The following is a 14,069-nucleotide window of genomic DNA, read 5'->3' on the forward strand; positions in this document are numbered from 1 at the left end:
TGAAAAATAATTATTTTTTAACGATTGGTATAATGCTATGAATTCTAAATATAAGGAATTAGTTATTTTTTTCTCATAAAGACTAATTTTTTGATTTTAAAAAAATATTCTAAAAAATAGAAAATCGAGGAAAATTTAAGAAAAATAGAGAATTTTGCAAGTAAAAAGCAGCACATCAAGATGTACTGCTTTGTCAAACGATCGGTAAAATCAGCTTAGCCTGTATTACGTAAACCAGCAGCAATACCTGCAATACTCACCATAAGCGCATGATCAACAGGTGTGTTTTCTGCCTGACGTTCAGCAAGATAATCGCGCCGACGTTTCATCAGTTCAGCCTGTAAAAGATGCAAAGGAAGTAAATATGGCTTACGAACCTGCATAGACTGATCAAGAACTTCATTATTACTCAGCAGTTTTGATTCATCTTTTAATGCAAGCAGGGTTTCAACAGCATCTTTTAAACGCTGGCGTAATTCATTGCCCAATATTTTTAAATCTTCATCTTCAGTCAGATGTGACTCGTAATAGAGCGCAATATTGGCGTCAGATTTAGACAATACCATTTCCAGCATATCAATGAGGGTCTGGAAATAAGGCCATTGCTGTAGCATTTCATCGAGTGTTGCTTTTTGCTGGTCTGCGATCACTTCATTAATAGCGGCCCCCGTGCCTAGCCATGCAGGTAGCATTAAACGGATTTGGGTCCATGCAAACACCCAAGGAATCGCACGTAAAGATTCAATACCACCACTGACTTTACGTTTTGCTGGGCGTGAGCCTAATGGCAGCATTTGTAATTCAAGCTCAGGTGTGACGGTACGTAAATATTTAACGAAGTGTGGATTTTCACGCACTGTTTGACGATATACCTTCACGGAGTGATCTGTCATACGGTTCATGATTTCACGCCACTCAGCTTTAGGTTCTGGCGGTGGGAGTAAGGTCGCTTCGAGTGTTGCTGCGGTATAGATTTCAAGGTTTTGCATGGCAATCCCTTCTAAACCGAACTTGAAGCGAATCATTTCACCTTGTTCTGTGACACGAATTGCACCAGAAATCGAACCAGGGGGTTGTGAAAATAATGCTTGTTGTGTTGGTGCACCACCACGACTAATTGAGCCACCACGGCCGTGGAATAGAGTCAACTGTACGCCGTGTTTTTGAGCAATTGCAGTTAGCTCTTCTTGAGCACGATACTGCGCCCAGTTAGCTGACATAAAACCGGCATCTTTTGCAGAGTCGGAGTAACCGATCATGACTTCGTGTTTACCCTGAATGTGCTGTTTATACCAATGCATATTGAACAGCGTGTTCATGGTAGTTGCAGCGCCATCTAAATCTTTTAAGGTTTCAAATAGGGGAACTACACGTAGAGGGTGCTGAATGCCAGCTTCTTTTTGCAATAACAATACAGCTAAAACATCGCTTGGATATTCAGCCATAGAAATAATATAGGCCCCTAAAGATTCAGGCGGTTGGTCTGCCAAAGTCCGCATGGTCGCAAATACTTCTTGAACATCTGGGTGTCCAATCAAACTGCCTTCAGGCTCATTAATATATTTTGGTAAAAGTGGTCGTTTGCTTTGTAGTTCCTGAATCAGGAAGTTTTGGCGCGCTTGTTCGGTCCACGATTCAAAGTTTCCTAAACCTAAATATTCGGTAATTGCTGAAATGGCTTGGCGATGACGACCTGATTCTTGGCGAATGTCGAGTTTAAGTAGTTCAATACCAAAACAGTTCACACGATAGATAAAGTCGAGCAATTGACCATTGGCAATTTCTGGTAGGTTACTGTCGATTAAAGAGCGGTAGCACAGCAAAAGAGGTTGTAAAAGTTCATCTTTGCTTTTAATGACATTGCTGTCGTCTGCTTCTAAGCCTTGCAAACGTTGAGCTAACCAGTGACGAGTCGCTTTTAAGCGTTCTCGTGTTGCACGTAAATACTCACGATAAGGTTCTGCATGCTGGTTACCAATGGCCTGAATCATTTCTTCAGAGCAGGTTTGAATTGAGAGTTCCCAACGCAAGTTTTCGATATCTCTTAAATAGAGATCGGCAGCTTGCCAGCGCGATAACCACAGCACTTCTTGTGTAATTTGATGGGTAACATTTGGGTTGCCGTCACGGTCTCCACCCATCCAAGATGCAAAACGCACTGGTGCAATGTTAAGGGGTAAGTTTTGTTGGCAATTTTCTTGAACCAACTCATTTAACTCTCGAATAAATTTAGGTACTGCATTCCAGAGCGTTTGCTCAATCGTCGCAAAGCCCCATTTTGCTTCATCAACAGGAGTCGGGCGGTGCTGCCTGATTTCATCGGTTTGCCATGCCGAACTAATTTGTTGCTTTAGGTTCGCAAGTGCACTTTGACGCTCACGTGGAGTGAGTTTTTGCTGATCAAGCTGTGATAGACAAGCATTAATATCATCATATTTCTGAATGAGTGTACGACGACTGACTTCAGTTGGATGTGCCGTAAGTACCAGCTCAATATCAAGATCACAAACTTGTTGGAATAGTTTTTCTGTTGAAATACTTTTATCTTTGAATTTTTCAAATAGGTGAACAAGAGGATTCGGAGAGTTGGCATCCGAATCGAATTCTGCTTGTCTACGGCTACGGACCACATGATATTGCTCGGCAATATTGGCAAAATTTAGGAAATGAGAAAAAGCTCGGGTAAGGGGAAGTAGTTCATCGTCGGGTAGATTTAAAAATAATTGTTCTAGTTGCTTTTGGGCTTCAGCTTGGCCATCACGTGCACCTTTAGCAAGGGCACGAATTTGCTCGATCTGATTAAACAGCTCTTGTCCTGCATGTTGCTTTAGGGTTTCACCTAATAAATTACCAAGTAAGCGGACATCCTCGCGCAGTGGCGCATCGATTTGCTGAACCATGCTATTTTCTCCTGTTCTTATCCTTATCGAATATAGCGTGATTAACAAACATTCCAAGCTTTGAGCGTAAGAAAATGTGAATTTTTGCTTAAAAAATAACATTTAATTTGCATGCGATGCTGTTAACGATGGCATGCACTCAGTACAACTTTTGGCAATGGTACTTTGGTTTAAGTCCGATATTTGAGCAGGAATAAAGCAATTGCATCTTGAATAATTTGCTCAAGCTCATGAGCATTTGGTACAGCAATGATCCCAAGTAAAACCTTCTGGTGGCGTACGCCAAGCAATAAGGACATAAGAAGCTCGGTTTGATAAGTAGGATTATCGGTTTTAATAAAACCTAATTGAGCCGCTTTTTGCAAAAACTCAGCTAATTGATTTTGCAGTCGGGTATGAGATGCATCAAAAAACTGTAGGGCGAGTGGACTTTGTTCTGCTGCAAGTTCAAATAAAACGTGTTCAAGTTTAAGTGCTTCAGGTGAGTAAATAATTTGCAAGGCGCGTGAACACACAATAAAGAGTGCTTGATAAAAGTCTGCCGATGCGTCTAATTCAAATTGTTTAGTACACAGTGTCTCTTCACAGGTTTCTGTAATCGCACAGATAAACAGGTTGGCTTTATCTTGAAAGTGATTATAAACCGTGAGCTTAGTGACTCCTGCTTCCTGTGCAATCTGGTTCATGCTGGTACCGTGATAACCAGATTTTAAAAAAATGGCTTTTGCTGCTTGCAGAACACGAGCACGTTTTTCTAGATCTTTGGGGCGACCACTTTGATTAACTGTTTGCACGAAATCCTCTAATAAAAATTTAAAAAAATAGCGATTTATAAGTTTTTCTTTAATTAGTATACCCGTGGGTATATTAATTAAAAAACAAACAATTTATGATGCAAGCATATTGTGCCTTAAAAAATCAGTTTGAATAAGAGCGATAAGATATGAATCTGTTAAAACCTCTCATCATGAGTATGGTGATTGTTTGTACGGTCACATTAATGGGGTGCAGTAAAGAGGCCCCCAAAACAGAAGAAATACCCTATGTGATGGTGGCTCAACCCTTGACCACGCTCAATGAACAAAAAAGCTATGCAGGGGATGTACAGGCCAGACAACAAACGGCTTTAGCGTTTCGAGTTGGTGGGCAAGTTACGGCACGTTACGTGGACGTTGGTGATCGAGTTAAGGTTGGACAAGTTTTAGCAAAACTTGACGTGGCAGATGCTCAGCTACAGTTAAATGCTGCTAAAGCCCAACTGGACAATGCACAGGCAGCAGCAAAAACGGCATCAGATGAGTTAAAACGTTTTCAGCAATTACTGCCAATTAATGCGGTTAGCCGTTCACAATATGACACAGTAAAAAATCAATATGACTCGGCGCAAGCAGCTTTACAGCAAGCTCGTTCTAACTATGAAGTTTCTGCCAATCAGACAGGCTATAACCAGCTAATTTCTAATAAAAACGGGGTGATTACTGCGCGAAACATTGAAATTGGACAAGTGGTTGCAGCGGGTCAAGCCGCTTATCAACTGGCAATTGATGGAGAGCGTGAAGTTGTCATTGGCGTACCAGAACAAGCGGTTGCCGAGATCAAGGTTGGTCAGGCAGCTTGGGTCACTTTATGGTCTAAACCGAATGATCGATTTGCTGGTTATGTACGCGAAGTTTCCCCAGCAGCTGATCAGTCTCGTACATTTACAGTCAAGGTTGCACTCAAAGAAGGTCAATCTGTTATTCAGCTTGGACAAAGTGCACGCGTATTTTTTAGCTCGACTCAAACCAATGTGATGAGTGTGCCACTTTCGAGTGTCTCAGCAACAGATAATCAACCTTACGTATGGGTTGTTAATGTGAATCAGACATTGCGTAAAGTACCTGTAACGATTGGTGCATATGGCAAAGATAGTGTGCCGGTATTATCTGGCTTGGCCCCAAATGATTGGGTTGTGATTGGTGGCGTACATTTGCTACGTGATAAACAGAAGATTCATCCGATTGATCGTGAAAACCGTGGGGTGAAAATTCAGGGAGCAACCCAGCCATGAAATTTAATCTCTCGGAATGGGCATTAAATAATAAAGGCATCGTCCTTTATTTTATGCTGTTGCTTGGCATTATCGGTGCGATCTCTTATTCAAAATTATCACAAAGTGAAGACCCGCCCTTTACCTTTAAGGTCATGGTGGTACAGACCTACTGGCCTGGGGCGACTGCCAAAGAAGTTTCTACTTTAGTTACGGACCGTATCGAAAAGGAACTCATGACAACAGGGCAGTATGACAAGATTATGGCTTACTCCCGTCCAGGCGAGTCATTAGTTACTTTTGTGGCTAAAGATTCACTTACTTCTGACAAGATTCCAGATGTTTGGTACAACGTTCGTAAGAAGGTGAATGACATACGCCATGAACTACCAAATGGTGTACAAGGTCCATTTTTCAATGACGAATTTGGAGACACTTACGGCAATATTTATGTACTGACAGGCAAAGACTTTGACTATGCACTTCTAAAAGAATATGCAGATCGTTTGCAATTACAGCTTCAACGCGTCAAGGATGTCAGTAAGGTCGAATTAATTGGTCTGCAAGATCAAAAAATCTGGATTGAGATTTCTAACACCAAAGCAGTACAGCTCGGTATTCCAGTTACAGCGATTCAAGAGGCCTTACAAAAGCAAAATAGTATGGCAAGTGCTGGCTTTTTTGAAACAGGCACAGACCGTATTCAGATTCGGGTAAGTGGTCATTTACAAAACGTTGATGAAATTAAGAAAATGCCTTTGCTGGTAGGTGATAAAACCATCCAGCTTGGTGATGTCGCTGATGTCTATCGTGGTTTTAGTCAACCTGCTCAGCCACGTATGCGTTTCATGGGTGAAAATGGCATTGGTATTGCTCTATCGATGCGTAAGGGTGGCGACATTATTGCCCTAGGTAAAAATCTCGACACAGAATTTGCCCAACTGCAAAAAACTTTGCCTTTAGGCATGAAGCTGCAAAAAGTTTCTGACCAACCTGTCGCAGTACAACGCAGTATTCAAGAGTTTATAAAGGTACTCGCTGAAGCAGTTATTATTGTCTTGTTAGTGAGTTTTTTCTCTTTAGGTTTTCGCACGGGATTAGTTGTCGCTTTTTCTATTCCTTTAGTTTTAGCAATGACTTTTGCAGGTATGAGTCTATTCGATGTCGGCCTGCATAAGATTTCACTCGGTGCTCTGATCTTGGCTCTAGGTTTGTTAGTCGATGATGCCATTATTGCCGTCGAGATGATGGCAATTAAGATGGAGCAGGGTTATAGCCGAATTAAAGCCGCCGGATTTACGTGGAAAACAACAGCATTTCCGATGCTCACTGGAACACTGATTACCGCGGCTGGTTTCTTACCCATCGCTACGGCTCAGTCTGGTACAGGTGAATACACTCGTTCTATCTTTCAGGTAGTCACGATTGCTTTGCTTGTATCTTGGGTCGCGGCAGTTTTATTCGTACCTTATTTAGGTGAAAAGCTATTACCCGATTTTACCAAAACAGGTCATCAGGCACCTTGGTATGTCCGTTTATGGGCGAGATTAACTAAAAAGCCGCAACCGCAAACTGTAGCCATTTCACAGGACCATCACTACGATCCTTATCAATCTAGCTTCTATTTACGTTTTAGGAAGATGGTTGAGTTTTGTGTGACCTATCGTAAAACCGTAATTGCGACAACGGTAGGTATTTTTGTGCTATCTGTGCTGATGTTTAAGATAGTTCCTCAGCAGTTTTTCCCACCTTCAAATCGTGCCGAGATTTTAGTCGATTTAAAACTTGAAGAAGGCGCTTCTTTAACAGCGACAGAACAAGCTGTGAAAAAGGTTGAAAAATTCCTGTCTAAACAAAAAGGTATTGATAACTATGTGGCATATGTCGGTACAGGTTCACCACGTTTTTATTTACCTTTAGATCAGCAACTGCCACAAGCCAGCTTTGCGCAGTTTGTTGTACTCGCATCATCACTTGATGATCGTGATGAAATTCGTCGCTCGTTAGAAACACAAATTAAACAACTACTTCCGCAAGTTCGTACTCGCGTGTCATTACTGGAAAATGGCCCACCTGTTGGTTATCCGTTGCAATATCGTGTGTCGGGTGAAGATCAAAATCAGGTACGTCAAGAAGCACAGAAAGTCGCTAAACTAGTTAGCGAAAATCCGAACACGACCAATGTGCATTTAGATTGGGGTGAGCCGAGTAAGATTATTTCAATTCAAATTGACCAAGATCGTGCTCGACAAATGGGTGTCTCTAGTCTGGATTTAGCGAACTTCATTAATGCATCAATTACAGGTAGTGCGATTGAGCAATATCGTGAAAAGCGTGAGCTTATTGAAATCCGTTTACGTGGCGATCAGTCTGAACGTGTTGAAGTGGCTTCACTGGCAAGTTTAGCTGTCCCAACGACCAATGGAACGACTGTGCCTTTAGCTCAAATCGCTAAAATTGAATATAAGTTTGAAGATGGTTTAATTTGGCATCGTAACCGCTTACCAACCATTACTGTTCGCGCAGATATTCGAACTCAATTACAGCCAGCTACAGTGGTAGGCGAATTAGCCGAATCAATGGATAAGTTACGTGCTGAATTACCAAGTGGCTATCTTGTTGAAGTCGGTGGAACCGTAGAAGAGTCTGCACGTGGGCAAAATTCCGTTAATGCGGGGATGCCACTTTTCTTGGCTGTGGTAATGACATTACTGATGATTCAGCTCAAAAGCTTATCTCGCGCGACCATTGTGTTATTAACAGCTCCGCTGGGTTTGATTGGTGTGGTTTTATTCTTACTTCTATTTAACAAACCGTTCGGCTTTGTGGCTATGTTGGGCACAATTGCGCTCTCTGGCATGATCATGCGCAACTCGCTTATTTTGATTGATCAAATTGAACAAGACAGGCAGGCAGGTCATCCAACATGGGAAGCGATTATTGAGGCGACAGTACGTCGATTCCGTCCGATTATTTTGACTGCCTTGGCTGCCGTTTTAGCAATGATCCCACTTTCAAGGAGTATTTTCTTTGGTCCGATGGCAGTTGCGATCATGGGTGGATTGATTGTTGCCACCTTACTGACATTATTTTTCTTACCTGCGCTCTACGCAGCGTGGTTTAAGGTGAAAAAAACCGCATAAAATACATAAATTTTTTGTGAATAAAGGTGCGAAATATTGAAAACTCCAATATAGTAGCACCTGTCTTTACACAAAAAATACAGGATTATTTCACTGCATAAAAAATAGGCAAAATGCAGTGAATTGAGGTGAAATACAGATGGGGCAAGACCATATCCAACAGCATCGCCGTTATATTGTAATTTCTTATGTATTCATGTTTCTTGCATTATTTACGGTTATTTTTGCGGCCTTTGCTTATTTGGTTGCGCGTAAAGTGGCTGTTGTAGATAATGCAGAAGTCTGGATTCATGCACATGCGCTATGGATTATGCGCAACGGAATTCTATTTCTTTGTATGGCAATTTTTGCTGTGGTCTGGTTTATTCCGCTCTTCTTTTTTGCATGGGACAGTAATCTTTGGGTAACTGCCTCTACGGTTGCTGGTGTAGTTTTTAGCGCCATTGCGTGGTTATTCCTATTAAATGCATGGTTAAAAGGCTTGTCTAAATATTTAAAAAATAAGGCAGTTTTTTAATATATCTATTTTTTAAACATTTTCCCCTTGTAAATTCGGCTAAAGCACCCCATTTAGTCGGCAATAGAGTATTGATAAAATTCCGTGAGGAGCACCGCCAAAAATGGCTAAACGTGATTATTATGAGGTTTTAGGCGTTTCAAAAACCGCAAGTGATGATGAGATCAAAAAAGCCTACCGTAAATTGGCGATGAAATATCATCCTGATAGAAACCCTGACAATGCCGAAGCTGAAGAGAAATTTAAAGAAGCTGCTGAAGCTTATGAAGTTTTATCGGACAGCGAAAAGCGAAGCATGTACGATCGCATGGGACATAATGCGTTCGAAGGTGGCTTTGGCGGCGGCGGCGGTGGTGGCTTTGGCGGATTTAGTGCAGAAGACATTTTTAGCCAGTTCGGTGATATCTTCGGTGGCGCATTCGGTGGCGGTGGACGTCAACAACGTCAACGTCGCGGATCAGATTTACGCTATGTAATGGAACTTACCCTTGAAGAAGCTGTAAAAGGGGTGAAAAAAACTATTACTTTTACTGCTCCAGCACCATGTGATGTGTGTGATGGTAAAGGTTCAAAAAATCCAAAAGATGTTGAAACCTGTAAAACTTGTCATGGTTCAGGACAAGTGCGTATGCAGCAAGGTTTCTTCTCTGTACAACAAACATGTGGTACTTGTCGTGGTCAAGGTAAAATTATTAAAAACCCTTGTCAGGCATGTCATGGTTCAGGTGTAGCTGATCGCCAGCAAACGTTGGAAGTTACCATTCCAGCGGGTGTGGATAATGGTGACCGCGTTCGTCTGAGTGGTAAAGGCGAAGCAATTCGTGATGGCCAATCAGGTGACTTGTACGTTGAAGTGGTTGTTCGCGAACACGAAATTTTCCAACGTGATGGTGCCGACCTTTATATGGATGTACCAGTGAGCATTGCTGATGCTGCACTTGGTAAAGAAATTGAAATTCCAACATTGGAAGGTCGTGTTAGCTTGAAGATTCCTGAGGGAACTCAAACAGGCAAATTATTCCGTTTACGTGGCAAAGGCGTTCGTCCAGTTCGTAGCAGCATGGTGGGTGATTTGCTTTGCCGTATTGTGATAGAAACACCTGTGAACTTGAATGCTCGCCAACGTGAATTACTTAAAGAGTTGCAAGCTTCTTTTGATGGTGAAGACAGTGCTTCTTCTCCAAAGAAAAAATCATTCTTTGATCGTTTGTTCGATTAATACTTGATTAGATAAGAAATTAAAAAGAAGGCGGATATTGATAAAATATCCGCCTTTTTATTGCGCTGATTCATCTTATTATTTTTATTCTACTTAAAAGAAAATTACTTCTGCTTACTCTGTAGGGTGAGCAACATCAATATCTTCAACACTTATAGTCGGTTCACTAGAAGCAAGAGTAGGTGCATTTTCGATAATTGATACTGCCGCAGCTTCTACACTGGCTTGAGTAAGTGATTGTATGGTTACTTTGGGAGTTTCAGCTGTTTTTTCTTCAATAATCGGATCAATATCTTCAACTTTAACGTCGGTATTGGCATCGCTTGCTACGCTCGTTTGAGCTGTAGGCGTTGCTGTTTGAGTATTTACGTTAGTCGTAATACGCGCTTTAGATAAGCTCTCTAATGTGTCCCCTAGCTGAATTGCAGGTTCTGCAAATGCCATTGAACTCATAATCCCCATTATCACTGTAAAGCCAATAACTCTCGAATGCATGCTGAACTCCTTATAGTCATCTTTTTTTCATTCGTGGCTGAGTAGTGTGCCGATCAATTCTTTAACTTTTGTGAAAACAGATTAAATTTCAGCTCATTTCAAAAAATAATTTTTACTTTTTATCGTGAGCAAAGAGTTTTGATATAGTAGACAAATTACGTAAAACAGAAGATTGGAAAGGATTATGTCAGCAGCTCCACGCATTGGTGTTTTAGGTGCAGGCGGTCGTATGGGCCGTACGCTTATTCAAGCAGTTCAACAGGCAGGCTATCAATTGGCTGCTGCGGTAGAGCGTCCAGAAAGTAGTTTGGTCGGCACTGACGCAGGTGAGCTTGCTGGTATTGGTTCAGTGGGTGTGAAGGTTTCAGGAAGTTTGGCAGATGTTCTGAAAGACTGCGATGTAATCATTGATTTTACCGCACCAGTTGCGACTGCTCAGCATTTGAAGCTTTGCCGTGAAGCAGGGGTTGCCATGGTCATTGGCACAACAGGCATGTCAGATGAGCAAAAAGCTGAGCTAGATGAAGCTGCTACTCACACACCTGTGGTTTATGCTGCGAACTATTCGGTTGGTGTAAATGTATCAATCAAGTTACTTGAGCTTGCAGCAAAAGTATTTGGCGATACAGTAGATATCGAAGTGATTGAAGCTCATCACCGTCATAAAGTAGATGCGCCATCAGGTACAGCGTTAATGATGGGTGAAGCGATTGCAGATACTTTAGGCCGTAACTTAAAAGAAGTTGCTGTTTATGGACGTGAAGGACATACAGGCCCACGTGACCGTCAAACGATTGGTTTCGAAACCATTCGTGGTGGTGATATTGTTGGCGAACACACTGTTATGTTCATTGGTGAAGGTGAGCGCGTTGAAGTGACTCATAAAGCCACTAACCGTATGAACTTTGCTGCTGGTGCAGTGCGAGCTGCGGCATGGGTTGTGGGCCGTGAAGCGCGTAAATATGATATGAAAGATGTTTTAGGATTGAACGACGTACAGGTTTAAAACCCTGTCCGTATTCCATGTGTAGCGAGAAAAAAAAGATAGAGCAGAACATGAATAAAAAACAAATTGCCTTGACCACTCTTCTTTGCTTGAGCAGCCTCTGGACGGGGGCTGCTTCTACGGAAAAAGCTAAACTCAGCTTGGACCGTAATAATATTAAAGTCTGGACTTATCAAAAGAATGATAATCCAGTCTTTCAATATAAAGCAGAAACGACATTTGATGTGCCACTCGAACGCGCTGTTGCAGTGATTTTAGATGTAAATCGTGCTGATCAGTGGGTACCTTATATGGGCAAGGTTCAGATGTTGTCTCAAGATGAGAAAAAGGGTGAATTCACACTCTACATGGTGTTGGATTTTCCGTTTCCTTTGAAAGATCGCGATGTCGTTGTAAAAGGAAAAATGAGCAAGGCTGCAAATGGCGTTGTGACAATTAAAAATACTGCAATTAGCGGAAATTACCCGATACAACCCGATGTGGTGCGCTTAACACGCTATGAAGGAGACTGGACATTCCAGAAACTTGTAAATAATAAGGTGAAAGTTACTACGAGTGGTTATGCGGACCCTGCGGGTGCAATTCCATTAAGTTTTGTGAATATGTTTGTTCAACAGCAGCCTTACCAGATGTTGCTGAAAATGAAGCGCGAAGTGACCAGTCCGATTTATGAACAACCGAAATTACCAGATATTTTAAAATAAATAACTTTAATAAAAAAGCGCCTGAAATCAGGCGCTTTTTTATTAATCTGAACATTGTTGCAAGGCGGGAGTGGGGCTGCTTTCGCGTTTGATTTGGAATAAAACCAATAACAAACCTAACCCAGCCAGTAAAGCACCAGCAAATGAAACTGCGCTATAACCCCAACCTAAATCGAGTACTAACGCACCTGCTGCTGCTCCTACTGCGTTACCGAGGTTAAACGCACCAATATTTACTGAAGAGGCAAGGCCTGGTGCTTCGTGAGCGACTGACATTACACGCATTTGCAAAGGTGGAACTAAAGCAAAAGTGGCTGCGCCCCAGATCACTAATGCAACGGCTGCTCCAATCTGGCTTTGTGCAAGAATTGGGAAAGTCACCATCATCACAATCAACAGAACCAAGAAACCAATTAGGGTTTTGTTGATAGATAAATCTGCAAAGCGGCCACCTAAATGGTTACCAATCGAGAAACCGACACCAATTAACATCAGCATAAAAGTAATGAAGATAGGTGAAGCATGGGTAAACTCAGTCAAACTTGGCGCAATATAGGTATATAGCGTAAACATTGCCCCCGCACTGAGTACTGTAGTGAGCAATGCAAGTATTACAGGCATGCGCTTTAATACTTTCAATTCAGCTTTCACATTTGGTTTTTGGGCAACCATACCTTGTGGTAGGGCTTTCCATAAAGCGAGCATGGTAATGATGCCAAGCACGGAGATCGCAAGGAAAGACATGCGCCAACCAATATTTTGCCCAACCCATGTTGCCAAAGGCACACCGCCAATGTTGGCAATGGTTAAGCCCATAAACATAGTGGCTACAGCACTGGCTTGTTTATGTGCGGGCACAATGCTTGCTGCTACAACAGAGCCAATCCCGAAGAAAGCACCATGGTTAAGGCTGGTGATGAGACGCGCACCTAATAAGCTCATATAACTTGGTGAAAACGCCGCTATCAAGTTACCTACCGTAAAGATCGCCATGAGAAAAATAAGTGCATTACGTCGTGCAAAACCACCAAACCACAAGGTCATGAAAGGTGCACCTAGCATTACGCCAAGTGCATAACCTGTAATTAACATTCCGGCCGTTGGAATTGAAATTCCTAAATCATTCGCGATATTCGGCAACAATCCCATTGGTGAAAATTCAGTGGTACCAATGGCAAAGGCACCAATGGCTAATGCCAATAAAGAAAACGCTGTATTTGATTGAGTATTCATGAGTTTAGTCCCAAACAGGTGCCCATGGCTCTGGGCTAACTTCACGACTGTTACGATCAAGTTCGGCAATCAGTTGCATTTCAGCCGAAGTTAACTCGATATCCTGTGCTTTTAAATTGCTCATCAGGTTTTCACGTTTAGTCGAAGATGGAATGACCGCAAAACCACGTTGCAATGCCCATGCCAGTGCAATTTGCGCTGTTGTTGCTTGATGAGCTGCTGCAATTTCAGCTAGAACTGGGTCTTGAAGCACCTTGCCGTATGCAAGCGTCATATATGAAGTGACATCAATATTCTTATCTTGTAAGAAGTTCACAAGTTTGTGGTTTTGAAGATAAGGACTTAGTTCAATCTGGTTGGTTGCAATATGCTCTGCGCCAATTGTGTCAATTGCTTGTTGGGTAAGCTCAATATTGAAGTTTGAGATCCCAATTTGTTTGGTTAGGCCTTGTTGTTTTGCTTCAAGTAAAAGCTGCATGATTTCGGGAATCGAAACGCCTAAGTCCGGTGCTGGCCAGTGAATCAAAGTTAAATCGACATGGTCAGTACGAAGCTTTTGTAAGCTTTCTTTTAAGCTTGGAATAAACTTATCTTGAGCAAAATTATCTACCCAGATTTTTGTAGTTAGAAATAAGTCCTGACGTGATACACCGCTTTCGGCAATGGCTTGGCCAATTGCTACTTCATTGTCATAAATTTGGGCCGTATCAATTGCACGGTAACCTACATCTAAAGCATTTTTAACAGAATCAATCACCGCTTGCTCTTTTAGACGGAAAGTTCCTAGACCAAAACGTGGGATATTCATGTATTCACCTGAATT

Annotated in this window: 11 protein-coding genes; 6 read left to right on the plus strand and 5 right to left on the minus strand. The window is 41.9% G+C overall.

What is annotated here, in order from left to right:
• Window positions 1–215: 215 nt before the first annotated feature.
• Together ppc and KTH84_RS10185 are read right to left on the minus strand one after the other, a co-directional pair.
• Entirely contained in the window at window positions 216–2,900 is a 2,685-nt protein-coding gene (gene ppc, locus KTH84_RS10180; RefSeq protein WP_262473035.1) for a phosphoenolpyruvate carboxylase, read from the minus strand.
• Window positions 2,901–3,070: 170 nt separating this feature from the next.
• Window positions 3,071–3,694: a TetR/AcrR family transcriptional regulator gene (locus KTH84_RS10185; protein ID WP_262473036.1), complete on the minus strand. Its 624-nt coding sequence runs from the start codon at window positions 3,692–3,694 to the stop codon at window positions 3,071–3,073.
• A 149-nt stretch (window positions 3,695–3,843) separates the two neighbouring features.
• Between KTH84_RS10185 and KTH84_RS10190 the strand changes: the two genes are divergently transcribed.
• The 4 genes from KTH84_RS10190 to dnaJ all read left to right on the plus strand — a co-directional run bounded on the left by KTH84_RS10190 (window position 3,844) and on the right by dnaJ (window position 9,808).
• Window positions 3,844–4,950: an efflux RND transporter periplasmic adaptor subunit gene (locus KTH84_RS10190; protein ID WP_262473037.1), complete on the plus strand. Its 1,107-nt coding sequence runs from the start codon at window positions 3,844–3,846 to the stop codon at window positions 4,948–4,950.
• A complete protein-coding gene (locus KTH84_RS10195; protein WP_262473038.1) occupies window positions 4,947–8,072 on the plus strand; it encodes an efflux RND transporter permease subunit in 3,126 nt (1,041 codons plus the stop codon). Before KTH84_RS10190 ends, KTH84_RS10195 begins: the two co-directional genes overlap by 4 nt.
• A 139-nt stretch (window positions 8,073–8,211) precedes the next feature.
• On the plus strand, window positions 8,212–8,589 hold the full coding sequence (locus tag KTH84_RS10200; protein WP_042895967.1) for a hypothetical protein: 378 nt from the start codon (window positions 8,212–8,214) through the stop codon (window positions 8,587–8,589).
• 103 nt (window positions 8,590–8,692) lie between these two features.
• Window positions 8,693–9,808, plus strand: a complete 1,116-nt coding sequence (dnaJ, locus tag KTH84_RS10205; protein WP_042895966.1) for a molecular chaperone DnaJ — start codon at window positions 8,693–8,695, stop codon at window positions 9,806–9,808.
• Between the two features lie 114 nt (window positions 9,809–9,922).
• Here the strand turns inward: dnaJ and KTH84_RS10210 are convergent, their stop codons facing one another.
• The gene (locus KTH84_RS10210) at window positions 9,923–10,303 is read right to left on the minus strand and encodes a hypothetical protein (protein WP_262473039.1); all 381 of its coding nucleotides are present in this window, start codon (window positions 10,301–10,303) and stop codon (window positions 9,923–9,925) included.
• Window positions 10,304–10,487: 184 nt separating this feature from the next.
• Here KTH84_RS10210 and dapB point away from each other — a divergent pair, with 184 nt between their 5' ends.
• Together dapB and KTH84_RS10220 are read left to right on the plus strand one after the other, a co-directional pair.
• Window positions 10,488–11,309: a 4-hydroxy-tetrahydrodipicolinate reductase gene (dapB, locus tag KTH84_RS10215; protein ID WP_262473040.1), complete on the plus strand. Its 822-nt coding sequence runs from the start codon at window positions 10,488–10,490 to the stop codon at window positions 11,307–11,309.
• A gap of 50 nt (window positions 11,310–11,359) precedes the next feature.
• The gene (locus tag KTH84_RS10220; protein WP_262473041.1) at window positions 11,360–12,013 is read left to right on the plus strand and encodes an START domain-containing protein; all 654 of its coding nucleotides are present in this window, start codon (window positions 11,360–11,362) and stop codon (window positions 12,011–12,013) included.
• A gap of 42 nt (window positions 12,014–12,055) precedes the next feature.
• Here KTH84_RS10220 and KTH84_RS10225 read toward each other — a convergent pair whose 3' ends face one another.
• Complete coding sequence (locus tag KTH84_RS10225) at window positions 12,056–13,246, minus strand: MFS transporter (RefSeq protein WP_262473042.1); 1,191 nt, start codon at window positions 13,244–13,246, stop codon at window positions 12,056–12,058.
• Window positions 13,247–13,250: 4 nt separating this feature from the next.
• The gene (gene dkgB / locus KTH84_RS10230) at window positions 13,251–14,054 is read right to left on the minus strand and encodes a 2,5-didehydrogluconate reductase DkgB (protein WP_262473043.1); all 804 of its coding nucleotides are present in this window, start codon (window positions 14,052–14,054) and stop codon (window positions 13,251–13,253) included.
• Between the last annotated feature and the right edge of the window lie 15 nt (window positions 14,055–14,069).

It is taken from the genome of Acinetobacter sp. WU_MDCI_Abxb74 (assembly GCF_025513915.1).
Lineage (GTDB): Bacteria > Pseudomonadota > Gammaproteobacteria > Pseudomonadales > Moraxellaceae > Acinetobacter > Acinetobacter calcoaceticus_C.

Excerpts from the sequence above, each read along its gene's own strand:
- KTH84_RS10220 (WP_262473041.1), top strand. The coding sequence starts at position 11,360 with ATGAATAAAAAACAAATTGCCTTGACCACTCTTCTTTGCTTGAGCAGC.
- dkgB (WP_262473043.1), bottom strand. The coding sequence starts at position 14,054 with ATGAATATCCCACGTTTTGGTCTAGGAACTTTCCGTCTAAAAGAGCAA.
- KTH84_RS10200 (WP_042895967.1), top strand. The coding sequence starts at position 8,212 with ATGGGGCAAGACCATATCCAACAGCATCGCCGTTATATTGTAATTTCT.
- dnaJ (WP_042895966.1), top strand. The coding sequence starts at position 8,693 with ATGGCTAAACGTGATTATTATGAGGTTTTAGGCGTTTCAAAAACCGCA.
- KTH84_RS10210 (WP_262473039.1), bottom strand. The coding sequence starts at position 10,303 with ATGCATTCGAGAGTTATTGGCTTTACAGTGATAATGGGGATTATGAGT.
- dapB (WP_262473040.1), top strand. The coding sequence starts at position 10,488 with ATGTCAGCAGCTCCACGCATTGGTGTTTTAGGTGCAGGCGGTCGTATG.
- KTH84_RS10195 (WP_262473038.1), top strand. The coding sequence starts at position 4,947 with ATGAAATTTAATCTCTCGGAATGGGCATTAAATAATAAAGGCATCGTC.
- ppc (WP_262473035.1), bottom strand. The coding sequence starts at position 2,900 with ATGGTTCAGCAAATCGATGCGCCACTGCGCGAGGATGTCCGCTTACTT.
- KTH84_RS10190 (WP_262473037.1), top strand. The coding sequence starts at position 3,844 with ATGAATCTGTTAAAACCTCTCATCATGAGTATGGTGATTGTTTGTACG.
- KTH84_RS10225 (WP_262473042.1), bottom strand. The coding sequence starts at position 13,246 with ATGAATACTCAATCAAATACAGCGTTTTCTTTATTGGCATTAGCCATT.